Source organism: Corallococcus sp. M7, assembly GCF_054512695.1.
In genome coordinates this window covers 5,871,530-5,896,513 of record NZ_CM137252.1, presented here as the reverse complement: position 1 = coordinate 5,896,513, position 24,984 = coordinate 5,871,530, and the positions used below count along the sequence as shown (strand labels likewise).

The following is a 24,984-nucleotide window of genomic DNA, read 5'->3' as shown; positions in this document are numbered from 1 at the left end:
GGGGGAATAAGCGCGACACCGGACGTAACAGGGGGGAGCCCACGGATGGGCTCCTTCTTCCGGAGTCACCCCATGCGCTTCATCCCTGCCGCCGCGTTCGTGTTCGCCGCCTCGCTCGCCACCGCCTGTGGGGGACCTCTCGACGAGGAGACCCCTGGCGCCGAGGTCGTGGACGAGTCCATCGCCAGCCAGGAGCAGGGCGTCGACGAGTCCTGCGTGGGCTCGGGCGTGGTGCTGGCGCAGCCGGACGGCGCGTCGGTCCCGGCCGTCTTTCCCCACTGCTCGTACGCGGACATCTCCGCGGCTTCCAACGACGGCACCTATGATCAGCCGGCGTGCCCCCACCGCTTCGTGACGGAGATCACCGGCCTGAACGGTGGCTACGCCCAGCCGTTCGTGGAGCTCATCCCGGCGTCGAGCAACGTGACGGAGAGCGCCTGCAAGGGCGTGGCGATCACCGGCGCCGCGTTCGGCTACGCGAACGGCGTCTGGTGGGGGCTGGGCTCGGTGAGCACCAACGGCGTCTGGTACCCGGCGGGTCCCTTCTTCCCGGCGTTCTGCGGGCTGCGCTTCAACATCGGCACGGGCGGATCCGGCTACAGCAAGATCCGCGTCACGGGCTTCGGCGCGGCGCTGGGCGTCTTCAAGGCCCGGGTGCGCACGGGCGTCCGCATCGGCAACGGCCCCTGCTAGGCCTCCGGCCTGCCATCCCGGGGCTCCCACCTGACGGGTGGGAAGCGCTAGGGAGGGTGTCGACGGACTTCGCGGGCGGGGCGGCTCCTGCTAGGAACGCCCCCGTGGTCTTCCGCCCGCGATCGCCCCGCGCCGTCCCGCCCGGGGAGTCCTCCGCATCCGAGCCGGAGGTGCCTTCGGCCTCCCGTGAGGACGCCGCGGAGTTCCAGGCGCTCATCGCGCGGTGCGCTCCGGCGTTGGAGGAGCGGGCCCGCATCCTCTGCCGGGGCCGCAACCCGTCGGACGCGAAGGACCTGTTGCAGGAGACCTACGAGCGGGCCTTCCGCGCGTTTCATACGTATGACCGGTCCGCGCCTCCCATGGCGTGGCTGGCGTCCATCCTCGTTCGACGCTTCCTCGACTGGTGCCGGCACGACCGGCGCCACCCCCAGGAGGAATTCACCGACGCGATGGGGGACACCCTGGCGGAGGCCGAAGCCGCCCCGGAGACATGGGCGCGCTACACGTTGGACGACGTGTGGCAGGCGGTGGAACAGCTTCCCCCGGAGCTGCGCGAGGTGGTCCGCATGAAGGACATGGAGCGACAGAGCTACGCGGAGATCGGCCGGCGGCTCGGTATCCCGTCCATGACGGTGGGCACCCGTCTGTTCCGCGCGCGCAAGAAGCTCAAGGAGCTGCTCCTCGCCCGGGAAGGCACCGCGGGGGACCGGCGTGACCGTCTCGTGTGAACAGCTCGCCGCCTTCGTGGACGGGGAGCTTCCGCCAGAAGAGGCCGAGGCCTTCCAGGCCCACCTCGCGACCTGCGCGGAGTGCCAGGCCCACCTGGAGGACCAGGTGCAGGCGAGCCTCCTCGTGCAGGCCGCCGCTGAAGCGCGCGCCGCGTCTGGCACGGGTGAGGCCGTGAGACCTCCCGGCACGGATGCACGGCCCGTGGCGTCTCCCGGTTCAGGACTCCGGGCCGTCCCCGGGACGGGGAGCCGGTCCGAGCCTGTGCCCGATGCCGGGACCCGGTCCCCGTCGGCTCGACCGCGCGGCCGTGCGGCGTGGGATCGCCGCCGTGTCGCGGGCTTCGCGGCGGCCGCCGCCGCTGTAGTGCTCGCGGTGCTGCTGGTGGGACGTCCGTGGCGCTCCACGGAGACAGCGCGCGCGCTGCCCTTCGCGCTGGCCTCCGCGCGCCCGCTGGAGGGCCGGCTCAGTCACCCGGGCCTCGCGGGCTACCGCGCCACGGGCACGATGCGCGGTGGCACCGACGGACGGCCGGAGCTGGACCTCAAGGTCCTGTCGGAGCTGGAGGCGAAGGGGGACCTGCACGGCGTCGCGACCGCGTGGCTCGCGGCCGGGGACTTCGAGCGCGCGGAGCGCATCCTGGAGAAGCTGCCCGCGTCGCCCGCCGTCATGGGGGACCTGGCGCTGGCGGCCCTGGGCCGTGCCCAGCCCGAGCGCGCGCTGACGTTCCTGGAGCAGGGCCTGGAGACCGCTCCGGACGACGCGCGGCTGCACTGGAACCGGGGCCTCGCGCTCCAGGCGCTCTCGCTGGAGCTGGCCGCCGCGACGGAGTTCTCCCGCGTGGCACAGGCGAAGGAGCCCGGCTGGAGCACCGAGGCCACCGAGCGCGCGGACGGCCTGCGCAAGGGCGCGTTGGCGCGGCGGGATTCGTGGCAGGCGATGAACGCGGCCGGCATGGAGCTGGCGCTGGACGGCACGCCGTACCCGGGGTCGATGGCGCGGCGCAACCCGGACCTGGCCCGGCTGTACCTCTACCACGCGTTGCGCGCGGCCCCGTCCGTGGAGCGCGTGCAGGCGCTGGCCCCGCTGGCCGCGCTGCTGGACGACGTCACTCGCACGAAGACGGCGAGCGCCTACGTGGCGCGCGTGGCGGCGGCGGACTTCCACAAGCGCGGCCCGCTGGCCAACACCTACCGCGAGCTGCTGGCCGGCACGCTCTCGCTGGAGGGCGCGGAGGCGGACGCGTTCCTCGCGCGGCTGCGGCGCTCCGGTGAGCGCGACCTGTTGCTGGGTGGAATCCTGCTGCTCCACCACGAGGACCGCTTCGTCGACGAGCTGGCGGCGCTGGTGCGTCAGTCCGGCGAGCCCGCCTGGTACGACGCTCCGCTGGCCAGGGGCAGGGCTCAGGCGGCGCAGGACCGGGGGGACCTGGAGACGGCGGAGACGTCCCTCCAGAACGGGCTGGCGGCATGCCGGAGCGCGGGCTTCGGGTATCGCTGTGTGGACCTCCAGCGCCACCTGGCCTCGCTCTACAACCGCATGGATCGCCGCAAGGAGGCCGAGTCCCTGGCGCGCTCCGCCCTGGAGGAGGCGTTCCGAAGCGACAGCTGGTACCAGGAGGAGCTGCTCCTGGCCGACCTGGTGACGAGCGCGCGGCTGAGCCACGCCCCGGCGCTGGCCCGCGCGTACCTGGACGAATACCTCCAGCACTCGCCGGAGGACTGCGCACGCCGGTCGGAGTACCACCACGCGCGGGCGCTCCTCTTCGTGGAGGACCTGGACGCGAAGCGGGCCCGGCGCGAGGTGCAGGACGCGCTCACCTGTCCCACCGCGCCCACGCTCATGGAGGTCGCCGTCGCGGGAGACCTGCTGCGGCTGGAGGGCGCCACGGTGCCGGGCCGCGAGCTGGACCGCGTGCGCGAGCGCATCCGGGTGCTGCGCCAGGACCCGTCGCTGACCACCGGCGAGAAGCTGCTCCTGGACCACATCGAAGGGCGCATCCTCATCGAGCGCGACCGCCAGGAGGGCCAGAAGCTGTTGCGCGGGGTCATCACCGGCTCGGCGCTCCACCGCTCCACGGACATCGAGGCGCGCAAGGCCTGGGCCCACAGCCACCACGTGCTGGTGATGGACGCGGGCCGGGCGAAGGAGTGGGGGCCGGCGGTGGACCTGCTCGCCGAGGAGGTGGACCGCACCGCGCCCACGTCGTGCCTGCTGGCGCTGGCCGGCCAGGACGAACGGATGCTCTTCGTCGCCCGGGGGCCCACCGGCGCGAGCAGCGGGCTGTACCTCCACGCCCTCAAGCAGCCCCTGCGCGAAAAGGTGCCGGAAGTGCCCGGGCCGCTCCTACAGGTGCTCGACGGCTGCGACGTCGTGCGGGTGCTCGCGGAGCCCATCCTCCAGGGGCGCCCGGGGTTGCTGTCCGCGGACCGGGCGTGGAGCTACCTGGCGCCGGGCGGCCACCGCGTGGAGGCCCCGGCCGCCGCGCCCGTCCCGAAGCGGCTGGTGGTGTCGGACGTGGAGCCGCCCGCGACGCTGGGGCTGCCGCGCCTGATGCCGTGGAAGGGCATGACGGGGCCGGGTGACGTCCACCTGCGGGGCCGTGCGGCGACGCCGGAGGCGGTGCTCGCGGAGATGGAGGACGCCACGGAGGTGGAATTGCACACGCACGGCCTCGCCGGCACCGTGTCCGACGCGGCCTTCCTGGCGCTGTCCCCGGACGCGGCGGGCCGCTACGCGCTCACCGCGGAGGAGCTGGAGGGGCACACGCTCCGAGGCTCGCCGGTGGTGATGCTGGCCGCCTGCGACGCGAACGTGGGCGCGTGGCGCTACCACGCGGTGTCGAGCCTCCCCTCCGCGCTCATCCAGGCGGGCGCTCGGGCCGTGGTCGCGCCCTCCACGGAGGTGCCGGACGTGGAGGCCGGGGCCTTCTTCCAGGCACTGGTGGAGTCCCTGCGGCGCGGCACCCCTCCGGCCCAGGCGCTCCGGGACACCCGCGCCCGGTGGCTCCAGCAGGGCAGCGCCCGGTGGGTCCAGGACCTGGTCGCGTTCGAATAGAGTCCCGGCGAATATCCGCGCCGCCGCGCGTAAGGGAGCCGGGAGGAATCATGATCACGCGTTGGAAGTCCGCAGTGGGAAGGATGGCCGTGGGGGTGGTTGCCCTGTCGGCGGCGCAGGCCGGGGCCCAGCCGGCGAGGACCCAGAACACCCCGGTGAAGCTCGCTCCGGCGAAGCCCATCGCGAGCCCGGCGACGGCGAAGGCCACCGGCTCCGTGGACGTGGCCGTGGACGAGGGCGCCAAGGGCACCCGCATGTACCGGTACGACCGGAGCAGCGGGAAGCTCACGCTGGTGAAGCAGCTCACCCAGAAGGAAGCGGCCAGCTCCACCGCCGGCTTCAAGGCGCTGTCGGTCGTGGAGGCCGATGGTGGCAAGGCCTTCGTGGATCCGGACCGCGGCGGCGCCGTCGCCCCCGAGGGCCCGCGCCCCAAGGGCGGAGGCCCCCCGGGCGGACATGATCCGGGCCAGCACCTCACCCAGACGGACCTGGCCAACATCAACCGCGAGCTGGGCAGCCTGAAGCTGAACAAGTCCCAGGTGAAGATCGCCACCCAGGCCCGGCGGTAATCCCAGCCTCTCAGCGGAAGAAACGGACGGCCGTGGCGCCGGAGTGGGGACATGTCTCCTCGCCCCGGAGGGCCACGGCCTTCACGTTCCTGGATGAATGCCAGCCCACGCGTTCAACCCCAGACGCCCGGAGTGTCTGCCCTGACTTCGCTCCCGTGTTTCCCTCACCTCTCGCGCCTTGCCACACGTACAACGTGCTCGCACTTTTCGTGCGTGAGGGGGCGCTGCTCGCCCGTTTGTCTTTGACGCCCTCCTTGTCCAAACGTTCGTGGGTCGAGGCCGGAGCGCCCGCGGCAGCAGGAGGTTGCACACATGGGGAACGTGGAGAACGGGCGTCGTCGTGGCGTGGGAGGGCTCTCTCGGTGGGCGTGGGGACTGGCGCTGGCCGTCATGGGAGCGGGATGTGATCCGGGAGCCCGGGAGCCCGCGCCAGCGGATCCGCTGGCGACGCGGGAGCAGGCGGCGCTCAGCTACAACAGCCTTTCGTACAACGGGCTGTCGTTCAATGGCCTGTCCTTCAACGGGTTGTCCTTCAACGGCCTGTCGTTCAATGGCTTGTCATCCCTCGACTTCGAGTCGTGGTACGGCGCGGATCCAGCGCTCGCGGACGAGGTCATGCGCTACATCGTGCGCTGCGCAGTCCCGCAGGGGCAGACGCGCACGTACACGGATCCGCAGACGAACACGGTGCACACCTGGACGGGCCTGCTGGGCCTGGCGCCGGGCTGGGCGGGTGGGGCTCCCGCGACGGAGGCAGAACAGCAGATCGTCTCCGCGTGCCTCGCGGCGCACAGCAATCCCTTCGGCGTGAGCGTGCCCATCTCCGTGCTGGGACGGAACGGGATGGGGGCGGAGATCCCCGCCTCCGAGGGGGAGCTGGCGGCCTTCGCCCAGCCGGAGTCGTGCTTCTTCGGCAACCTCTTCCAGGGACAGGGGCTCTACGCCGGCAGCCAGAACCCGCCGCTGGACGCGACCCAGAGCACCACGCGCGCGTGCGCGGTGGTGGATGGCTCCGGGATGCCGCGCATGACGTGCGCGCCGCTCGTCTACGTGGGGAGCTGCTCGGACGTGTGCACGCAGACGGGAGCGGCGTTCACGAACTGCACGGTGGGGGGCGTGAGCTTCCAGCCGCTCACCACGCGCGTGCGCGCCTCGGACCTGGCCATGTGCGGTGACGGCGTCTGCCAGGTGACGGAGTCCTGCGGAGCGTCCAACACCTACGACGCGTGCGCGGCGGACTGCGGCGCCTGCCCATGAGGTGAGCGCGGGCGGCCTTCAGCCGGAGTGGGAGCCCAGGCCGGAGGCCGCGCCCGCGCGCAGCCGCTCATGCAGCGCGTCCGTGAGCAGGTACCAGAACTGGACGTTGCCGAAGCTGAGGATGTCGCCGCCCCGGAGCGGCACCTCGCGCTGCCCGATGGTGCTGGCATTGACGAAGGTGCCGTTGGTGGAGCCCAGGTCGCGCACGGTGCAGCGGCCCGCCGCGCGGCTCCACTTGAGCTCCGCGTGCTGCTTGGACACGGACGCGTCGTCCAGCACCAGCTCGCAGTCCAGCCGCCGGCCAATGCGCAGCACGTCCGAGTCCTTGAGGGTGGGGAGCGTGGCGACGAGCAGGTCGTCGAACTCGAAGAGCAGGGCGAGCATGCCCTGCTCGACGTCGCCCGGGTCCGCCATGCGGGTGGGCGCGAGCGCGGCGGCGGACAACTCCGACGGCGGGCGCTGCACCAGCGCGAAGGGACCCAGCTGATGTTGAAAGGCACCCACGGGGAGTGCGGAGGCGAGCGCGCGCAATTCCTGGACGGACAGCACGTGCAGCAGCCTAACGGGTCGGCCGTCGGGCGCCCAGCCACTACCGGACGATGGCTGTAAGGCTTTCGTTGACCGGCCAGTCACTCGTTCCCTACATTGACCCTTTCGAGTCGCGGGCCGGGTTCCAGGAGGGAACGCCGGACCCCCGATGCGCAGCCAGGTGATGGAAGGAGCGGTGGTTCGATGAGCGGGAGCGACAACATCCCGATGACCCCCCACGGTCTGCAGAAGCTCAAGGACGAGCTGAAGCACCTCCAGTCCGTGGAGCGGGGCAAGATTTCGCGTGAGATCGAGGTCGCCCGTGCGCACGGCGACCTGCGTGAGAACGCGGAGTACCACGCGGCCAAGGAGAAGCAGTCGCACATCGAGGGGCGCATCCTGACCCTTGGTGACTGGATTGCCCGCGCGGAGGTCATCGACCCGGCGAAGCTGGGCGGCGACAAGGTTGTCTTCGGCGCCACCGTGGAGCTGGTGGACACGGAGAACGACAAGTCCATCAGCTACCGCCTGGTGGGCGAGACGGAGGCCGACCTGAAGAAGCGGTGGATCGCCGTGACCTCGCCGGTGGCGCGCGCGCTCATCGGCAAGAAGGTGGGCGACATCGCCACGGTGCAGAGCCCCGGCGGCGTGCGGGAGCTGGAGGTCGTCTCCATCAGCTTCGAGGACCCCAAGGAAGAGTCCGCCAGCTAGCGCTGGAGCCCGGCTGGCCGGGTGTCCTTCGGGGGGGCGGGCCCAAGGCTCGCTCCCCCGGTTTCGTTTTCCCTGCGGCGTCAGGAGCGCTTCGTAGGATGGAGGCTGGAAATCCCGCGTGAACCACCCGCTCGCCAGCCTCGTAGGACCCCTCAAGTACGCGTGTCAGCGTGACTTCGCCCAGCTCGGGATCGTGCGGGATCTGCGCACGTTGATGGAGCGCACCCTGGCGTCGGCCGGGGGCGTGGACGCGCGAGCCCTGGAGGAGTTGAGGGCGGCGCTGCCGCACGTGGATCCGCCCACGCCGCCGGAGCACCGCAAGGCCGCGCTGCGCCAGGTGCTGGGCGCGCTGAAGCTCAGCGGCGTGGTGCTGCCGGAGGAGCTGGAGCGGGTGGTCGTCACGGGGGAGATCAACGCCGTGGCGGCGGGCTTCCCCCGGTCGCCGGAGCGTGCGCACGTGTTGGAAGGGGAGCTCATCCCCGCGCCGCCGCGCCGCCGGATGACGCCGCCGCCGGGGACGATGGAGGCGCGTGGCAACACCGTGCCGCCGTGGCGTTCGCAGGACCCCGTGCCGCCGGTGGGCGGTGGGGACGCGTCCCGGCAGCAGCAGGCCCGGGGACCCCAGGGTGGGAACGCGGCGGGCCCGATGAAGGGCGAGCCGGTGCCCTACGGCGCGCGCATGGCGGCATCCCGCGCGGGGACCGCGAGCACTGCCGCGGGCGACGTTCTGGCTTCTGGCGCGCGTGCCGGGCAGGGCGCTCGCGGGGCCTCGAGCAACGCCCTGGGGCCTGGCGCGCGTGCCGGGCAGGGCGCTGGCGGGGCCTCGGGCCCTGCGGCCGGTCATGCTTCTTCCGGCGCACGGGGCGCAGCGAATGGCCCCGCGCAAGGTGAAGCCCAGCCCTACGGTGCGCGCATGGCGGCCCGGAACGCAGCCGTTCCCGCCGGTGCACCGGGCGCGAAGCCGAAACCGAGCACCGACCCTCGCAAGGGCGCGCCGCCAGCGGACCGCGCTCCCACGGAGAAGGCCCGGAAGAAGAAGGCCAAGGCGGTGGGCGCGGAGGCGTCCCGCTCCGAGGCGAAGCTGCTGTCCATCGCGCCGCGCACCGGTCCGCTGTCCGCGCCGCTCAAGACGCTGGGCAAGCGCCTGGGGCCACGGCTCGTCGCGGTGCTCGACAAGAAGGGCCTGCGCCGCACCGGCGACATCCTGTTCCTGTTGCCACGCTGCTACGAGGACCGCCGCAAGCTGCGCACCATCGCGGAGCTCATCCCCGGCGAGCGCGGCGTGACGGTGGGCACGGTCAAGACGGCCGACTTCGTCCCGGGGCGCGGTGGCAAGCGCATGTTCCGCGCCGTCGTGGGCGACCGCTCCGGCAGCATCGCCGCCACCTATTTCAACGCCGGGCCGTGGCTCAAGAGCCGCTTCTCCGTGGGCAAGCAACTGGTGCTCTCCGGAGAAGTGCGCGCCTCCATGAACGGCCGGGAGATGGCCCACCCGGAGCTGGAGCCCGCAGAGGACCTGGAGAACACCACCTCCGTCCACTTCCACCGCATCGTCCCCGTCTACCCGGGCTTCGAGCGCGGCGAGCAGCGCTCCTTCCGCGAGCTGGCCTCGCGCATCAGCGAACAGCACGCGCACCATCTGGAAGAGCCGCTGCCCGCGGACCTGCGCCGCCGCTACCACCTGATGGGCCTGCCGGACGCGCTGCGCTTCATCCACTTCCCGCCCGACGACGCGGACCTGGAGGCGCTGGACGCGCACCAGAGCCCCGCGCACCGCCGGCTCGCGTTCGACGAGCTGTTCTTCCTCCAACTGGGCATGGCCCTGAAGCGCCAGGGCATCAAGGCGGAGGAGGGCATCGCCTTCGACGTCTCCCCGGAGCGTCTGGACAAGGCCCGCGCCGCGCTGCCCTTCCAGCTCACCGGCGCTCAGGCGCGCGTGGTGGGGGACATCGCCCGGGACATGGCGCGCCCGGAGCCCATGAACCGGCTGGTGCAGGGCGACGTGGGCAGCGGCAAGACGGCCGTGGCGCTCGTGTCCGGCATGGTGGCGCTCCAGGACGGCTACCAGGTGGCGGTGATGGCCCCCACCGAAATCCTGGCCGAACAGCACGAGCGCACCTTCCGCCGCATCCTGGAGCCGCTGGGCTACCGCGTGGGGCTCATCAGCGCGGCGGGCACCGCGAAGCACAAGCGCGAGGTGCGCGAGGCCGTGGCGAAGGGGGAGATCCACCTCGCCGTGGGCACGCACGCGCTGCTGGAGGGCGGCGTGTCCTTCCAGAAGCTGGGGCTCGTGGTCATCGACGAGCAGCACCGCTTCGGCGTGCTCCAGCGCCACACGCTGATGAGCAAGGGGCTTACTCCGGACGTGCTGGTGATGACCGCCACGCCCATCCCGCGCACGCTCGCGATGACGCTCTACGGCGACCTGGACGTGTCCATCATCGACCAGCTCCCTCCGGGCCGCACGCCCATCACCACGCGCGTCTTCAACAACGAGCAGCGCGCGCGCGTCTACGAAGCGGTGGGCGCGGAGCTGGCCAAGGGCCACCAGGCCTACGTCGTCTATCCGCTGGTGGAGGAGTCGGAGAAGCTGGACCTGGAGGACGCCACCCAGGGCGCGACGAAGCTCCAGGCGGTGTTCCCCAACGCCAGCGTGGGCCTGCTGCACGGGCGCATGAAGCCGGAGGAGAAGGACGCCGTGATGGAGGCGTTCCGCGACAAGCGCATCCAGTTGCTCGTCTGCACCACGGTGGTGGAGGTGGGCGTGGACGTGCCCAACGCGTCCGTCATGGTGGTGGAGTCCGCGGAGCGTTTCGGCTTGTCGCAGCTGCACCAGCTGCGCGGACGCGTGGGCCGTGGCGCCGCGGCCAGCTTCTGCTTCCTCGTCGCGGGCGCCGCGCGCTCCTGGGAGTCCACCGAGCGGCTGGGCGTGATGGAGCGCAGCAGCGACGGCTTCGTCATCGCGGAGAAGGACCTGGAGATCCGCGGCCCTGGCGAGTTCCTGGGCACGCGGCAGAGCGGCCTCCCGGAGCTGGCCGTGGCGAACCTCGTGCGCGACGGCGACCTCCTATCGCTGGCCCAGGCGGAGGCGCGACGCATCATGGACGCCGACCCCCAGCTCCAGAAGCCGGACCACCAGGGGCTGGTGAAGGCGCTGGAGGAGCGCTGGGAGGGCCGGCTCGCGCTTGCCCGGGTGGGGTAGGCCCGAGGGGGCCCGCGCCCGAACCCCGGATTGTCCCCGACTGTCGGCGTGCTTACGTTCCTGGCAGGAGGTCCACGGGGGGACGTACACGATGGGAGACTGGGGCCGAGCGGAGTATCTGGCGCGGCAGGGCATCCGGGATCGACGGGTGCTCGCGGCGATCGCCAACCTGAGCCGTGCGGACTTCGTCCCGATGGATGCGAGGGACGCGGCCCATCAGGACGTGCCGCTGCCCATCGGCCATGGACAGACCATCAGCCAGCCGTACGTGGTGGCCCTGATGACGGAGGCCCTGCGCCTGCGCGGTGGTGAGCGAGTGCTCGAGATTGGCACCGGCTCCGGCTACCAGACCGCGGTGCTGGCGCAGCTGGCCCACGAGGTCTTCACGGTGGAGATCGTCCGCGAATTGGCCCGGCCCGCCCGGCGGCTCCTCCACCGGCTGGGCTTCACCAACGTGTTCTACCGCGAGGGTGACGGCTCCCAGGGCTGGGCCCAGGCCGCGCCCTTCGACGCCATCATCGCCACCGCCGCGCCGGCGGACATTCCTCGGGAGTTGTTGCGCCAGCTGAGGCCCGGGGGGCGGATGGTCATCCCCGTGGGCTCCGTGCACGAGACGCAGGAGCTGCTGCGCATCCGCCGGGGACAGCCGGGGATGCTGCCCCGGGTGGACCACCTGCTGCCGGTGCGCTTCGTCCCCATGACAGGCCTGGCCTCCGCCCTGAACTGAGCGGGTGCGACAGGCCGCGCGCCTGCACGCCCACTCCCCGCGTCCCGGGGTCGCGTTGCCGAGCGGAGAGGGGACCGGTAACGTCCCGCCCATGATCATCTGCCCGGTCTGCGACCACGTGCAGTCGGAAGGCGAAGAGTGCGAAGGCTGTGGCAAGCGCTTCCCCGGCCTCATGAACACCCCCGCGCCGGTCGTGACCCCGTTGCCGGAGCTGGAGCTGACGCACCACGCGGGAGGCCGCGTGCCGGTGGACGCGCCCGTGCTGCCGGAGCTGGACCTGACGCGGCTGCGCTCGGGGCCGGACCTGCCGGCGATGTCCGTGCCCGACCTGGAGCTGACCCGTTCGGGCGTCACGGGCGATGTGCCCGTCGCGCAGATGACGGACCTGGACACGGGCCGCGCGCAGGACGACGGCGTGCGCACCGCCGCCCCGGTGGGCGCGGTGACGTGCCGCTACTGCCGCCATGTCCAGGCGGAGGGCCTCCTGTGTGATGGCTGCGGCATGCGGCTGCCTCGCGTCCGGGTGGCGGCGCCCGTGACGGCGAAGCGCGCGGACGAGGGCGAGCGCGTGCCCTGTCCCTCCTGCCATGTGCCGGCCTGGCCGGGCCGCGCGTGCGTGGCGTGCGGCACGAAGGTGGAGGTGGAGGCATGACGGCTCCAGCGCTGAAGGCGGGCTACGCGTGCAGCGAGGGCTGCGGCTTCACCGCCTCGCTGTGGGACGTCGTCTACCGCTGCCCGCGCTGTGAAGGCCTGCTGGAGGTGGCCCACGACGAGGCCGCCCTGCGCGCCATCCCCGCGGCGGAGTGGAAGCGCCGCTTCGAGTCCCGCTTCGCGACGTCCCGGCTGCCGGACGGCTCCGGCGTCTGGGGCAAGCGCGAGTGGGCGCTGCCCGAGCTGCCGGTGGAGGACATCGTCTCGCTGGGAGAAGGGCGCGTGCCGCTCAAGCCGCTGCCGCGCATGGCGGCGGAGCTGGGGCTGGGCTCGCTGATGCTGAAGGAGTGCGGCGTCTCGCCGACGGGCAGCTTCAAGGACTGGGGGATGACGGTCCTGGTGTCCGCGGTGAAGCACCTGCGCTCGCGCGGCACGCCCATCCGCGCGGTGGCGTGCGCGTCCACGGGCGACACGTCCGCGGCGCTGTCCGCGTACGCCGCGGCGGCGGGCATCCCGGCGGTGGTGTTCCTGCCGAAGAACAAGGTGTCGCTCGCGCAACTGGTGCAGCCCATCGCCAACGGGGCGCGCGTGCTGTCCCTGGACACGGACTTCGACGGCTGCATGAAGCTGGTGCAGGCGGTGACGGCGGACACGGGGTTGTACCTGGCGAACTCGATGAACTCACTGCGCATCGAGGGCCAGAAGATGATCGCCATCGAGCTGTGCCAGGACCTGGGCTGGGAGCCGCCGGATTGGATCGTCATCCCGGGCGGCAACCTGGGCAACGCGAGCGCCCTGGGCCGGGGACTGGATCTGCTCTTCAACCTGGGGCTGATCACGCGCCGGCCACGCATCGCGGTGGCGCAGGCGCAGCGGGCGAACCCCCTGGCGCGCGCCTTCCGGGGTGGTTTCCAGGAGCTGGTGCCCATGCAGGCGGGAGCGACGCTCGCGTCCGCCATCCAGATTGGCAATCCGGTGTCCTTCCGCCGCGCGGTGCGGATGCTGCGCGCGTTCGACGGCGTGGTGGAGGAGGCGACGGAGTCGGAACTGGCCAACGCCGCGGCCCGGGCGGACCGTGAGGGCACCTTCGCCTGTCCCCAGACGGGCGTCGCGCTGGCGGCGGTGGAGAAGCTGGCCGCGTCGGGCGTGATGGCGAAGGGTGCGAGCGTCGCGGTGGTGGCCACCGCGCACGGGCTGAAGTTTGCGGACTTCAAGGTGGGCTACCACCGGCAGACGCTGAGCGACGTGAAGGCCGCGCACGCGAACCCGCCGGTGGAACTGCCCGCGGACCTCTCCGCGGTGCGCGAGGCCCTGAAGGACCTGGGCTGAAGCCTCGCGCCTCCGGGGTCGCGCTACTCGACTTCGAGCGGCAGGCGCGACTCGATGGTGAGGCCGAAGCCGGAGAGGCCCCGGTAGGTCATGTCCGTGTTGGACATGACTCGCATGGTGCTCACACCCAGGTCCGTGAGGATCTGGCAGCCCATGCCCACGTCGCGCGACTCGTTGGCCGCGCGGCTGACGGACGCGTTGCTGCCGTCGCCCGCGCGCTTGTGGTGGATGCCGAAGTCGTTGCCGTGCATGCCGGGCAGGTAGACGATGACGCCCGTGCCCTCGCGCGCCACGGTCTCCATCGCGCGGTCCAGCAGCAGGTTGCACTTGCAGTCCGGCGAGCCGAACACGTCACCCAGGGCGCAGGCGCCGTGCAGGCGCACCAGCGGGGCGGGCTGGGTCTTCGACGGGTCGCCCTTCACCAGGACCAGGGACTTCGCGCCGTCCGGCGTCCACGTGTACGTGAGGGCGGTGAACTCACCGTGCCGGGTGCGCACGACGCTCTGGCCGGACTCCCGGCGCACCAGGCGGTCCTTGCGGCTGCGGTACTCGATGAGGTCCGCGATGGTGACGAGCTTGAGGTTGTGCTCGCGGGCGAACTGCTTCAGGTCCGGCATGCGCTGCATGGTGCCGTCGTCCTTCACCAGCTCGCAGAGGATGCCGGACGGCTGCAGGCCGGCGAGCCGCGCCAGGTCCACGGCCGCCTCGGTGTGGCCCGCGCGGCGCAGCACGCCGCCTTCGCGGTAGCGCAGCGGGAAGATGTGGCCGGGGCGCAGGAAGTCGTCCGCGGTGCTGTTCGGATCGGCGAGCGCGCGGATGGTCTTGGTGCGGTCGCTGGCGGAGACGCCGGTGGTGGTGCCGTGGCGGAAGTCCACGGAGACGGTGAAGGCCGTCCGGTGGGACTCGGTGTTCTCCGCCACCATCTGGGGCAGGCGCAGCGCGTCCAGCCGCTCGGCGAGCATGGGCTGGCAGATGATGCCGCTGGTGTGGCGGACCATGAACGCCAGCATCTCCGGGGTGGCGAGCTCGGCGGCCATGATGAGGTCGCCTTCGTTCTCGCGGTCCTCGTCGTCGGCGACGATGACGCACTTGCCGGCCTGGATGTCGCGGATGGCCTCCTCGATGGTGTTCAACTCGGAGTCACGGCTCATGTCGGGGGAACTCATCCTGCTGACGACGTGGAGAGGCATGGTTCGCGGCATGTAACGCGAGGGGGGTGGGGTGGCAAGCCATGCCCGGGGAGCGAGCGTGCGTCCGTTCAATGGCTGGGATGAGCGGAAGCTGGGACTGCGCGTCCGTGTAGGTGGGTGCTGACTGGCGGCCGACTCGACGGGCTGGGGCACGTGATGTAGGGTGCTCGGCTCCGTGAGCGCAGACATCCAGGACAAGCGGGCCCGGTTCGACCAGTTGCAGGAGAGCCTGTCGACCCGGCAGAGCACCACCCACTTCACCCACGCGGGTGTTTCCCTCATCGCCTTCATGTTGATTTCAGGGGCGGCGGGGAAGCTGTTCTACGACTCGTTGCGCACGCCGCTGCTCGCCTGGGGTGCCACGCTCGTGGCGCTGGGCCTGCTGGCGTACGGCTTCCTCAGCTACCGCAAGGGCCGCGCGGTGCTGACGGAGGAGCTGCAACGCTACGAGGCGCTGCTCGCGCTGCGCCGCGAGCTGCACCTGGACAACCCCGCCGCGCTCCTTCCCCGGTGAGCGCCGCCAGGAAGGTCGCCCTGCCGGGGCGATTCATCGTGTTGGAGGGCCTGGACGGAGCGGGCACCACCACGCAGACGGAGCGCCTGGCGTCCGTGCTGAGGGCGGACGGGCACGCGGTGGTGACGACGCGCGAGCCGTCCGATGGTCCGGTGGGAACGATGCTGCGCCAAGCGCTCACGGGCCGCCTGGGGTTGCCGCACGGCCGTGGGCCGCTGGCGCAGGAGACCCTGGCGCTGCTGTTCGCGGCGGACCGGACGGACCACCTGCACGCGCGGGTGTTGCCGGCGCTGGAGGAGGGCAAGGTGGTGCTGTGCGACCGCTACGTGCTGTCCTCGCTGGCGTACCAGGGCGCGAGCCTGCCCATGACGTGGGTGGACACGGTGAACGCGCACGCGGTGTCGCCGGACCTGACGTTGTTCGTGGGCGTGGATCCGAAGGTCGCGGCGAAGCGCCGGGCCGTGCGCGGAGGCCCCGCGGAGCTGTTCGAAGCGGACGAGGCCCAGCGGCGGATCGCGAAGCAGTACCTCAAGGCCATCACGCTGCGAGCGAAGCGCGAGCGCATCGTGCACATCGACGGTGAGCTGTCCGTGGAGGGCGTGACGGACGCGTGCCTCAAGGAAGTGCGGCGGTTGCTCGCGCGCAAGCGCTGAGCCCCGGCTGTCGAGGCTGGGGCGCTCCTCCGACGCGGAAGCCGCGGACGAGCGTCCACAACAGCTCCAGCACGGAGCTGTCGCAGGAAATGCTGCTGACGGAGAGCCACGTGCCCACGGGCGCCGCGCCCACCCGTGCGTCCATGGCGCTGAAGAAGTCCGCCACGCTCCGGTGCGACACCACCATGCCCCTGGGGCTGCCGGAGGCACCGGACGGGTAGAGGACGTAGGCAGGGGCGTCCAGCGTCGTGCCCGCGCGCGGAGGCCCCAGCACGTCCAGCTCGAACGCGTCCTCCGAGTCCAGCAGGACGGTGCACACGCCGTCCGCCGGCAGGCACGGGGCCAGGCGGGACTCCGTGACGAGCACCCGCGCCCGTGAATCCTCCAGCAGCTCGGCCAGCTGTTCCCGCGGACAATCCGGATCCAGCGGCACGAACGCGCCGCCTGCCTTGAGGATGCCCAGCATCGCCACCACCAGGCGGGTGGAGCGCTCCACGCACAGACCCACGCGCACGTCCCGCGCGACGCCATGCTCGCGCAGGTGCCACGCCAGCGCGTCGCTGGCCGCGTCCAGCTGCGCGTAGGTGAGCGTTTCCTCTTCCGCCGCCACCGCGACCGCGTCCGGCGTGCGAGCCACCTGCGCGCGGAACTGCGTCGCGAGGCAGCGCGAGTCATCCAACGGAGTCGGGTCGTGCGACTCGTGAAGCCGCATGGACCGTTCGTCCGTGTCGAGCAGCGGCACGTCCATGGACACGGGAGGCGGGGCCGCCTGCGCCCGCGCTGGAGGCGTCCAGTCCTCCGCGAGCGACGTCGGCACCATGTCCGTGGCCACCCAGTGGAGCCCACCCAGCTCCGGTGCCTCCGACGTGAGGCGAGGGGACAGCTCCAGGATGCTGCTCGTCGTCAGCACGAAGCGCGCGCCGCAATCCCGAGCGATGGCAAGCAGTCGATGCAGGGCGCTGTCCAACCGGGAAGGCTCCGGCGGAGGGCACGGCACCGCGATGGCGCCCACGTACTGGCAGCCCATGAACCCCACGACGTATTCGAGGCCCGGGGGATACAGCAGCAGCACCCGTTCGCCGGTCGCGTTCAGCGTCGTCAGCCACGTCCCCAGGGCCCGCGCCCGGGTGTCCAGCTGCGAGAAGCTCCACTCATCGGATGAGCCCTCCGCCAACCGCTCCGCATGGGGATAGAGCAGGTCCGCGAGGTGGAGGGTCGAATGGAAGAGGTCTTCGCCGTTCTCCGCTGCATCCATGAACAAGTCACCAGGCCAGGAAAGTCAGACTAGAACGGATGATGGCCCACGGGTCTGACATCCACTGCCGCGCTGGAGAACGCACCGCCTGCGCGGTCTTCAGCATGGATCTCCGGATCCATTTATCACCGGCACCGGGGGCACTTATCAGGTGGGGCGCACCCTTCATTCCTGACTGGTATGCGCCCAATCGTCCTTCGTTCCCCGGCTCCTGGCCGCCGTTCGCCGTTCCATCTCCGAAGCCTTTCGGCGCTCGCGCTGATGGTGACCGCCCTGATGGCGGGCGCCTGCGGCTCGTCGGATGAGCCCACGAGTCCTTCCCCGACGCCGACCCGTGATGCGGGGGTGGATGCAGGGACGGGAACCTCGGATGGCGGCTCCGACGCGGGCACGCAGGAGCAGGACGGCGGCACCGAGCCCACGCCGGATGCCGGGGAGACGCCACCCGCGTTCACCCTGTCGACGGCCTCCGAGCAGACGGTGCGCTTCAATCCTTCGACGTCGACCGCGCTCGCGGTCCAGGTCCTCCGGCATCCGGACTTCACGGGAGAGGTCTCGCTTTCGGTGGAGGGGCTGCCTCCCCACGTGCGCACCACCCAGGCGCTGCCGGTGGTCATCCCCGAAGGTACGGCTTCGACACCGCTGGGCTACGTCCCGGATGAGTTCGCGGCCTATGGCCAGTTCGCTCTCAAGCTGGTGGGCGTGGGGGGCGGAGAGCGCGTCGAGTTCCCGCTCACCCTCAAGGTGGAGCCCGCGCCGGCCGCGCTGGACAGTGCCTTCGGAACGGAAGGCGTGGCGGCGCCGGAGCTTGGCCTCCCCGCGGTGAAGATCACCGGCATGGCCGAGCAGTCCGACGGCAAGTGGATCCTCGTGGGCTCCACCGGCACCACGGGCCAGCGCGACGTGATGGTGGTGCGCCTTCTCGCGGATGGCACGCCGGACGCCACGTTCGGAACGCAGGGCGTGGTGGTGAGCGACATCTGCGGGGGCGATGACTACGTGGACGCCGTCACCGTGCAGTCGGATGGACGCATCGTCGTCGCGGGCGGGGCCATCTCCGGAACGAACACCTGCGCGGGGCCGAAGTATCAGAGCGTGCTGCTCGCGAGGTACACGGCGGCCGGCGTCCTGGACACCACGTTCGGAGGCACGGGCGTGCGCACCTTCCAGCTCTCCACGGGCATCTCCACCCTGCACGCGGTCACCGTGGACGCCAATGGCAACATCGTCGGCGCGGGCACCGTCGACAACGACGGCCTGGACCTGGTGGTGGTCCGCCTGACGCCGGCCGGGGTGCCGGACACGACCTTCAGCGGAGACGGCGTCGCGACCACGGACGTGGGCCGCGAGGATGACGGCCTGTGCGTCGTCGCCGAGCCCGACGGCAAGGTCGTCGTGGCTGGGACCTCCACGGGCAGCCTCGACACGCTGGTCGTGCGCCGCTTCAACGCCAACGGCACCCTGGACAACAGCTTCCGCTACTCATCGTCGTTCAGCTCGCCGGACATCACGCCGCGAACCTTGCTGCGGCTGTCGAACGGGAGCTGGTTGGTGGGCGGGAAGGCGGTGTTCTCCAACGGAGACACCCAGGCCGTGGTGGCGCGGCTGACCTCGAGCGCGGGGCAGGACACGTCCTTCGGCAGTGAGGGCTACACCTTCTTCACGGCGGGGCTCACGGGCGTGAGGGACACGGTCGTCGGCGCGGGCGTGCTGACGGATGGAACCCTCGCGGTCGCCACTTGGAGCCAGGATTCGAAGGGCGCCTCCGGACTGGGAGTCGTCCACCTGTCCCCAACTGGCGCCAGCATCCTCCGCTCGCACCGCACGGACCTGCCCGGTGAGGAGCAGCCCACGGCCGCCCGGCTGGACGCCCAAGGCTTCCTGCGCGTCACCGGGACGCGAATCCCGGAGGGGAAGAGTGAAGCCGTACCCTTCGTGACCCGCTTCCATCCGTACTGACGGCGGGGGCCGTTGGAGTAGAATCCACGGTCCCATGGAGCGGACCGGCGCGGCGGCGATCATCATTGGCAACGAGGTCCTCACCGCGAAGGTGAAGGACGAGAACGGCCCCCACCTCATCCAGCGGCTGCGGGAGCTGGGCATCCCGCTCGTCTCGGTGGAGACCATCCTGGACGACGTGGACGCCATCGTGGACGCGGTGTCCCGCGCCCGGCGCAAGGCCCGCTACGTCTTCACCAGCGGCGGCATCGGCCCCACCCACGACGACGTCACGGTGCGCGCGGTGGCGCTCGCGCTGGGCCGGCCCGTGGTGCGCCTGCCGGAGATGGTATCCGCCATCCAGGTCCGCGCGGGCACGTCGCCGGTGACGCCGGAGTCCCTGCGCCTGGCGGACGCGCCCGAGGGCGCGGTGCTCCTGGCCCAGCCGGGCATGTGGTTCCCCGTGCTGACGGTGGGGGACATGTTCCTGTTGCCCGGGGTGCCGCAGCTCTTCCGGCTGCAACTGGAGACGGTGCTCTCACGGTTGAGCGGCACGCCGGTGCACCTGGTCAACCTGTACTTCAACCTGGGCGAGAGCGCCCTGGCCGCCGTGCTGGACCGCGTGGCGCTGGACATGCCCCACGTGGCCATCGGCTCGTATCCCGTCTTCGACGCGGCCATGGACTACCGCGTGAAGGTGACGGTGGAGGCCCCGGAGCGGGCCCACGTGGACGACGCCGTGGGCCGGCTGCTCGCGGGGTTCCCGGCGGACGCGCTGGTCCGCCGGGAGTAACGCGGCGGATTACAGCGCCAGGCCGATGCGCTGACGCAGGCGGAAGAAGTCGTCCGTCAGCAGCCACGACAGCAGGGCCTTCAGGTCCGCGCGCTCGCGCACCGCCTGGAGGATGGCGTCGGTGCTGCCGTCCTGGCGGTTGGCCACGATGTTCGGATCCTCGCGCAGCACCATGGTGAGGCCCACGGACGGGTCGCCGCAGACGAGCAGGCCCGCGCGGTCCGCGGAGAAGCCGAGCGCGTCCACCACCGTCGCGACGTCGATCTTCGGCTGCGTGGACAGCGTCTGCGCGGGGCCTTCCGAGGCCTTCATCGCCTTGCGGCTGAAGGCCTTCTTGAGCTGCTTCGTCGTGTCATCGTTGCGCCGGCCCAGGCCGTTGAACTGCGGCTCGTGGACGCGGATGGCGTTGCCGAACAGGTCCACCGTCTCGCCCTGGGACAGCTTGGAGAGGACGGCCGTCTTGTTGAGCAGGCCCAGCACCGCCTTGCCGATGAGGAACTTCTGCTCACGGGCGTTGAAGCGGCGCACGACGTCCTGGCCCACGCACAGGGACAGGGGCTCCGTCGTCTCCGGCTGCAACAGGCCGCGCCGGGCGAGGTAGACCTCGAACTCCTCCACGCCGAACGTCTGCGCCACCGCGCGCACGGCCTTGAACACGGCCGAGTCCGGCTTGAGCTTGTCCTGCTTCGGGTTGACGCCGAGCATCTCGAACTGCGGCGGGTACACCTTGCCCAGGTGCTCACCCATGGCGCGCAGCAGGTCCGTCAGCGGGCCGCGAGCGGCCGGGTGCATGAGGACGGTGTCCACGTCCGCGGCGGGCAGCGCCTCACGCGGCTCCTGCGGCTGGCGCGCGCGGGCCTCCGAGTAGAAGGCCTGCTCCACCTCGTTGGTGGCGCGCATGAAGGTCAGCACCGCGGCGACGGCGAACGCCTTGTCCTGCTGCTTCTGGGCATCCCACAGCTTGAACAGCGCATGCAGGCTGTCCACGCGAGCGGGGTCCTGGCGCAAAATCTGCCGGTGCTCCTCGATGGCCAGCGGGTAGCTGGTCATGTCGCGGCCGTACAGGTCCGCCAGCGCGGCGCGGGCCTGGAGGTTCTGCGGATCCTGCTCCACGAGCTGCCGGTAGATGACGGTGGCGCGAGCAGGCTCCGCCAGCGGGCCGGCGTAGAAGCTCGCCACTCGGATGCGCAGGGCAGCGGCGCGCTTGACGTCCGTGGACGCGGTGGCGGCGGCCTGGGCCTCCAGCATCTGCGCCAGCTCCGGCAGGTTGCGCTGGCGCTCGTAGAGGACCACCAGCCGGTCCACCAGCGCGGGCTCGCCCGGCGTCAGCTCCAGCGCCTTCTTGTAGAGCGCCGTGGCGGAGGCGACATCGCCCAGGCCCTCTTCATGGATGCGCGCCAGCTCCACGGTGAAGCGAGCGCGGGCGTCGTTGGGCAGGTCCTGATCCAACAGCCGCCGCAGGCAGTCCACCGCGCCGCCGAAGTTGCGGCCCTGCGCGTACACCGTGGCCAGCCGCTCCAGCGCCTCCGGGTGGCGGGGCAGGGTGGCCAGCGCCGTCTGGAGGTGCGCCGCCGCGCGGCCCGGGTCGTTGAGGTGCTGCTGGTAGAGCGCACCCAGCGTCAGGTGGTGCTGCGCGAGCACGCGAGGATCGCCACCCTGCTGCACGCGCTGGCCGAGCATCTGCGCGGCCTCCGCGTACTGCTGCGCCTCCAGGAGGAGCAGGCCGCGGGTCTCCAGCGCGTCAGGGAAGCCGGGCCGGGCCGCCAGGGCCTTCTCCAGCACCGCGAGCGCGCGAGCCCGGTCACCCAGGGCCACGTTGTGCAGGCGGGCCGCGGTGACATAAGCCGCCGCGGCGGCCTCCACGTCGCGCTGAGCGAGCCGGGCCTCCGCGCGACGCTCGTGCAGGGCCGCGAGGTCGGAGGAACCACCGCGCTGCGCGAGCAGCTCCTCCAGGCCGGTGGCCGCGCCCGGGTGCAGCGGGTCGCGCTCCAGCGCCAGGCGGTAGAGGGCTGCGGCGCCGTCGGGATCATTGAGCTTCTGGGCCGCGAGCTTCGCGGCGGCGACGAAGCCCTCGATGGAGCTCTTGGTGTCGCGGCTCGCGCGGGCCTCGGTCTCCATCATGGCGCGCGCGGTGGCGAAGTCGCCCCGGCGCAGCGCCACGCGGCGGGCGCCCTGGAGCGCGGGGAGGCACTGCGCCTGGAGCTCCAGCGCCTGCCGGTACAGCGCGGCGGCCTGCTCCTGGTCGGGGTTCTTCTCCGCCAGCTCGGCGGCGCGCAGGAGCAACTCGAGCGCCTCGGTGGCGTCGGTGGTGACGGCCAGCCGCATGCCGTACATGCGCGACAGGGCGGCGGTGTCACCGCTCTGGCGCAGCACGCGCTCCAGGCCGAAGGCGAGGCGCGCGTCGGACGGGTCCGCGTCGAAGGCGCGCTGGTAGACCTCCAGGGTGCGCTCGGAGGGCGGGCCTTTCTCCTGATCCGCGGCGGCCAGGATGCGCAGGGCGCTGGACAGGCGCGGGTCGGTGACGCGCTCGGCGATGCGGGCGCGCAGCTCCGCGCGGCGGACGCGGTCCGACACGCGGATGCGCTCCAGCAGCGTGAGGGCGGTGAGGTTACCGGGCTCCAGGCCCAGCACGGACTCGCAGCACTGCGCGGCGCGGGACGGCTCCTGGAAGCGGTCCAGGTACAGCCGCGCGAGCTTGAGGTACGCGGTCACCTTGGCCGCGGGCGTCTGGCCCACCTGCGTCTCGCGGTCGAGGATGGACACCAGCTCCTTCACGTTGTCCTGGGCGACGTACAGGCGCTCCAGCGCGCGAAGCGTGGCGGCATGGCCCGGCGTGAGGCGCAGCACCTCCTGGTAGCCCTCGATGGCCAGCTCCGGGCGGCCCAGCTGGTCCTCCCAGATGGCGGCGGCCTGGTACATCGCGTTGGCGCGCTCCAGCGGATCCGTGCGGTTGGCGGCGTCCGCGCGGAGCACCTCCACGAGGCTCTCCCAGGCACCGTGGGCCCGGTGGATGCGGGCCAGCGCGCGCAGCGCCGGGAAGTAGCTGGGCGCCAGCATCAGCGCCTCCTGGTACGACGCGAGCGCCTCGTTCTCCTGCTTGAGGCGGTGCTCGTACAGCTCGCCAATCTTGTAGATGAGCGCGGCGGCCGCGTCGGTGGAGGGAGATATCTCCGACTCCGCGCGGTACATGTCGATGAGCTTCTCCCACCGGCCGTCCTGCGCGTACAGCCGGCCCAGGGCCTTGAGCGCGGGAAGGTACGAAGGCGACAGCGCGAGCACGCGCTCATACGCGGTGATGGCGCCCACGCGGTCCTTCAGGTTCTCGTCGAGGATCTCCGCGTTGCGGTGGAGCAGCGACAGCACCTGCTTGGTGTCACCGGCGAACGACGCCTCCAGGTCGTTGGTCTCCAGCAGCTCACGGAAGCGTCCGGCGCGCTCGTAGAGGCGGGCCAGGTTGCGCAGCGTGGGCAGGTGATCCGACGCCAGGTCGAGGATGCGCTTCATGCACTCGATGGCGTGGTCCAGGTCCCCGAGGCGGTCCTCGTAGATGACCGCCATCTTGTTGAGCGTGGTGATGACCTGGTCGCGGTCGGACGTCTGGAGCAGGTCCTGCTCGAACATTTGGACCAGCTCGGCGAAGCGGCCCTGGCGCTCGTAGAGGCGGGTGAGGGCCTTCTGCGCGGGGAGGTAGCCCGGCTGGAGCTGGAGGCACGCATTGTAGCGAGCAATGGCGTCCTCCTGGCGGCTCAGGCGCTCCTCCAGGATCTCGGCCGCCTTGTACATGCGAGCGGCCTTGCCCTTGGCGTCCTCGGCGGCGGTGACCTCCGCGTCGAAGACGGCGACGAGCCCTTCCCAGTTCTGCATCCGGTACGACAGCTTGCCCAGGCCCGCGAGCGCGGCGGCATGGCTGGGGATGCGGGCGAGGATGGCCTGGTAGCGGGCAGCGGCCTCCTGGTCGCGCTTGAGGTCGTCCTCGTAAAGCGCGGCGAGCCGCAGGTTGATGGCGACGAGCTCGCTCTCGTCGTTGATGGAACCGACCCACGCGAGCAGCACGTCGGCCAGCTCCTCGAAGCGGCCCTGCGTCTCGTAGATGCCAGCGAGCGCGCTGAGCACGAGCGGCTCATGAGGGCTCACGCGGCGAGCGGCGAGCAGCGCGGACAGGGCATCGTCCTTGCGGCCCAGGCGGTCATGGACCTTGGCGATGTGAAGGTACGCGGGAGCGCCCTGGGAGCCCTGGCCCTCGGCCTCGGAGAGGAGGGCGGAGAGGAGCTCATCGGTGCGGTCCTCGCGCTCGGCGACGCGCTTGACGGCGGCCTGGAGCAGCGGGTCGGAGCGGTCGAGCGCGAAGGCCTCACGGAACGCAGCGGCGGCGGCCTCCTTCTGCTTGAGGCGCTCCTCCAGGAGCATGCCCGCGGAGGTCAGGTAGTGGGCGCGAAGGGACGGAGGGACGACGGCGGTGGCGAGCAGCCGGTAGATCTCCACCAGCGCGCCCGCGTCGTTGCGCGAGGCGTAGACGGACTCGAGCTGGGTGAGAAGGGTGACGTCGGTGGGCTTGCGGTCCAGGGCCTGGCGCAGGGCATCCGCGGCGTCGTTGTCGCGAGACAGGCGCTCCTCGAGGATCTGCCCCTTCTCGAAGAGGAGGGACGCCTGCTGGCGAGGATCCTCGGAGGCGGAGAGTTCCGCGTCGATGAGCTGGACGACCATCTGCCAGTTACCGACGTCAGCGAACAGGCGGCGAGCAGCGCGGATGTTGGCAAGGAACCGGGGCGCCAGTTTGTAGGCGTTCTGGAACGCGACCGCGGCGTTGCGAGGATTCTTGAGAGGCTCTTCCCAGAGCAGACCGACCTCATGGAACAGAAGGGCGGCGGTCTGCGGCTCGGTGGTGGCTAGCGCCTTGGCCTCGCGCTCCATGGAAGCGATGCGCTCGCGGGCATCGTCCTCGGCGCTGGCCTGGGGGACGGGGGCGGGGAGGGTGCTCACGTTCTGTGCGAGTGCCTGGACCGCGCCAGCCTCGGGAGCCCCGGGGGGAGGCACCGATGCGGGGGACGAAGGCCGCGTGACGTCATTGCGCTCGCTCATGGAAGCCGGCTCCAGGCACTTTGAAATTGAGAGGGGGAGACTGAACGGGAGTTCGTACCACGCGCTCGGCTGGCCCCTCAACTTCCCGTCTTTCCTGGCGATTTGAGTGCAG

Annotated in this window: 18 protein-coding genes; 14 read left to right on the top strand and 4 right to left on the bottom strand. The window is 71.6% G+C overall.

Going from position 1 to position 24,984, the window contains the following annotated elements:
- Nucleotides 1-72 precede the first annotated feature (72 nt).
- The 5 genes from ACX114_RS23520 (at nt 73) to ACX114_RS23500 (ending at nt 6,302) form a co-directional block, all read left to right on the top strand.
- A complete protein-coding gene (locus ACX114_RS23520; protein WP_459287998.1) occupies nt 73-693 on the top strand; it encodes a hypothetical protein in 621 nt (206 codons plus the stop codon).
- A gap of 170 nt (nt 694-863) precedes the next feature.
- A complete protein-coding gene (locus ACX114_RS23515; RefSeq protein WP_459287996.1) occupies nt 864-1,421 on the top strand; it encodes an RNA polymerase sigma factor in 558 nt (185 codons plus the stop codon).
- On the top strand, nt 1,405-4,476 hold the full coding sequence (locus tag ACX114_RS23510; protein ID WP_459287994.1) for a CHAT domain-containing protein: 3,072 nt from the start codon (nt 1,405-1,407) through the stop codon (nt 4,474-4,476). Before ACX114_RS23515 ends, ACX114_RS23510 begins: the two co-directional genes overlap by 17 nt.
- Nucleotides 4,477-4,571: 95 nt before the next feature.
- Nucleotides 4,572-5,045: a hypothetical protein gene (locus ACX114_RS23505; RefSeq protein ID WP_459287992.1), complete on the top strand. Its 474-nt coding sequence runs from the start codon at nt 4,572-4,574 to the stop codon at nt 5,043-5,045.
- Between the two features lie 312 nt (nt 5,046-5,357).
- The gene (locus ACX114_RS23500) at nt 5,358-6,302 is read left to right on the top strand and encodes a hypothetical protein (protein WP_459287990.1); all 945 of its coding nucleotides are present in this window, start codon (nt 5,358-5,360) and stop codon (nt 6,300-6,302) included.
- Between the two features lie 18 nt (nt 6,303-6,320).
- On the opposite strand, the gene ACX114_RS23495 is transcribed toward ACX114_RS23500, so the two are convergent.
- On the bottom strand, nt 6,321-6,851 hold the full coding sequence (locus ACX114_RS23495) for an FHA domain-containing protein (RefSeq protein ID WP_459287988.1): 531 nt from the start codon (nt 6,849-6,851) through the stop codon (nt 6,321-6,323).
- 183 nt (nt 6,852-7,034) lie between these two features.
- Here ACX114_RS23495 and greA point away from each other — a divergent pair, with 183 nt between their 5' ends.
- The 5 genes from greA (at nt 7,035) to thrC (ending at nt 13,450) form a co-directional block, all read left to right on the top strand.
- Entirely contained in the window at nt 7,035-7,541 is a 507-nt protein-coding gene (gene greA / locus ACX114_RS23490) for a transcription elongation factor GreA (protein WP_459287986.1), read from the top strand.
- Nucleotides 7,542-7,659: 118 nt separating this feature from the next.
- A complete protein-coding gene (gene recG / locus ACX114_RS23485) occupies nt 7,660-10,743 on the top strand; it encodes an ATP-dependent DNA helicase RecG (protein ID WP_459287984.1) in 3,084 nt (1,027 codons plus the stop codon).
- A 91-nt stretch (nt 10,744-10,834) separates the two neighbouring features.
- Nucleotides 10,835-11,470, top strand: coding sequence for a protein-L-isoaspartate(D-aspartate) O-methyltransferase (locus ACX114_RS23480; protein ID WP_459287982.1), 636 nt, complete (start codon nt 10,835-10,837; stop codon nt 11,468-11,470).
- Between the two features lie 91 nt (nt 11,471-11,561).
- Nucleotides 11,562-12,122: a hypothetical protein gene (locus ACX114_RS23475; protein WP_459287980.1), complete on the top strand. Its 561-nt coding sequence runs from the start codon at nt 11,562-11,564 to the stop codon at nt 12,120-12,122.
- Nucleotides 12,119-13,450, top strand: coding sequence for a threonine synthase (gene thrC / locus ACX114_RS23470; protein WP_459287978.1), 1,332 nt, complete (start codon nt 12,119-12,121; stop codon nt 13,448-13,450). The genes ACX114_RS23475 and thrC overlap by 4 nt, the downstream gene beginning before the upstream one ends.
- A 23-nt stretch (nt 13,451-13,473) precedes the next feature.
- Here the strand turns inward: thrC and ribB are convergent, their stop codons facing one another.
- Nucleotides 13,474-14,601 (bottom strand): 3,4-dihydroxy-2-butanone-4-phosphate synthase, encoded by a 1,128-nt coding sequence (gene ribB / locus ACX114_RS23465; protein WP_459287977.1) that lies wholly within the window; start codon nt 14,599-14,601, stop codon nt 13,474-13,476.
- A 214-nt stretch (nt 14,602-14,815) separates the two neighbouring features.
- Here ribB and ACX114_RS23460 point away from each other — a divergent pair, with 214 nt between their 5' ends.
- The gene (locus tag ACX114_RS23460) at nt 14,816-15,154 is read left to right on the top strand and encodes a hypothetical protein (protein ID WP_459287975.1); all 339 of its coding nucleotides are present in this window, start codon (nt 14,816-14,818) and stop codon (nt 15,152-15,154) included.
- Entirely contained in the window at nt 15,151-15,807 is a 657-nt protein-coding gene (gene tmk / locus ACX114_RS23455; RefSeq protein WP_459287973.1) for a dTMP kinase, read from the top strand. Before ACX114_RS23460 ends, tmk begins: the two co-directional genes overlap by 4 nt.
- Here tmk and ACX114_RS23450 read toward each other — a convergent pair.
- Nucleotides 15,770-17,062: an AMP-binding protein gene (locus tag ACX114_RS23450; RefSeq protein WP_459287971.1), complete on the bottom strand. Its 1,293-nt coding sequence runs from the start codon at nt 17,060-17,062 to the stop codon at nt 15,770-15,772. The two genes, tmk and ACX114_RS23450, sit on opposite strands and share 38 nt — an antisense overlap.
- Nucleotides 17,063-17,323: 261 nt before the next feature.
- On the opposite strand from ACX114_RS23450, the gene ACX114_RS23445 reads away from it, so the two are divergent.
- Together ACX114_RS23445 and ACX114_RS23440 are read left to right on the top strand one after the other, a co-directional pair.
- Nucleotides 17,324-19,021, top strand: coding sequence for a hypothetical protein (locus tag ACX114_RS23445; RefSeq protein WP_459287969.1), 1,698 nt, complete (start codon nt 17,324-17,326; stop codon nt 19,019-19,021).
- Between the two features lie 34 nt (nt 19,022-19,055).
- Nucleotides 19,056-19,793, top strand: a complete 738-nt coding sequence (locus ACX114_RS23440; RefSeq protein ID WP_459287967.1) for a competence/damage-inducible protein A — start codon at nt 19,056-19,058, stop codon at nt 19,791-19,793.
- A 9-nt stretch (nt 19,794-19,802) separates the two neighbouring features.
- On the opposite strand, the gene ACX114_RS23435 is transcribed toward ACX114_RS23440, so the two are convergent.
- Nucleotides 19,803-24,872 carry a tetratricopeptide repeat protein gene (locus ACX114_RS23435; RefSeq protein WP_459287965.1) on the bottom strand — a complete coding sequence of 1,690 codons (5,070 nt, stop codon included), beginning with the start codon at nt 24,870-24,872 and terminating at the stop codon, nt 19,803-19,805.
- Nucleotides 24,873-24,984 lie beyond the last annotated feature (112 nt).

Bases quoted from the DNA above. Each gene is read 5' to 3' on its own strand.
- ACX114_RS23520 (WP_459287998.1), top strand. From the start codon at position 73: ATGCGCTTCATCCCTGCCGCCGCGTTCGTGTTCGCCGCCTCGCTCGCC.
- ACX114_RS23500 (WP_459287990.1), top strand. From the start codon at position 5,358: ATGGGGAACGTGGAGAACGGGCGTCGTCGTGGCGTGGGAGGGCTCTCT.
- greA (WP_459287986.1), top strand. From the start codon at position 7,035: ATGAGCGGGAGCGACAACATCCCGATGACCCCCCACGGTCTGCAGAAG.
- ACX114_RS23480 (WP_459287982.1), top strand. From the start codon at position 10,835: ATGGGAGACTGGGGCCGAGCGGAGTATCTGGCGCGGCAGGGCATCCGG.
- ACX114_RS23475 (WP_459287980.1), top strand. From the start codon at position 11,562: ATGATCATCTGCCCGGTCTGCGACCACGTGCAGTCGGAAGGCGAAGAG.
- thrC (WP_459287978.1), top strand. From the start codon at position 12,119: ATGACGGCTCCAGCGCTGAAGGCGGGCTACGCGTGCAGCGAGGGCTGC.
- ribB (WP_459287977.1), bottom strand. From the start codon at position 14,601: ATGAGCCGTGACTCCGAGTTGAACACCATCGAGGAGGCCATCCGCGAC.
- ACX114_RS23450 (WP_459287971.1), bottom strand. From the start codon at position 17,062: ATGGATGCAGCGGAGAACGGCGAAGACCTCTTCCATTCGACCCTCCAC.
- ACX114_RS23445 (WP_459287969.1), top strand. From the start codon at position 17,324: ATGGTGACCGCCCTGATGGCGGGCGCCTGCGGCTCGTCGGATGAGCCC.
- ACX114_RS23440 (WP_459287967.1), top strand. From the start codon at position 19,056: ATGGAGCGGACCGGCGCGGCGGCGATCATCATTGGCAACGAGGTCCTC.
- ACX114_RS23435 (WP_459287965.1), bottom strand. From the start codon at position 24,872: ATGAGCGAGCGCAATGACGTCACGCGGCCTTCGTCCCCCGCATCGGTG.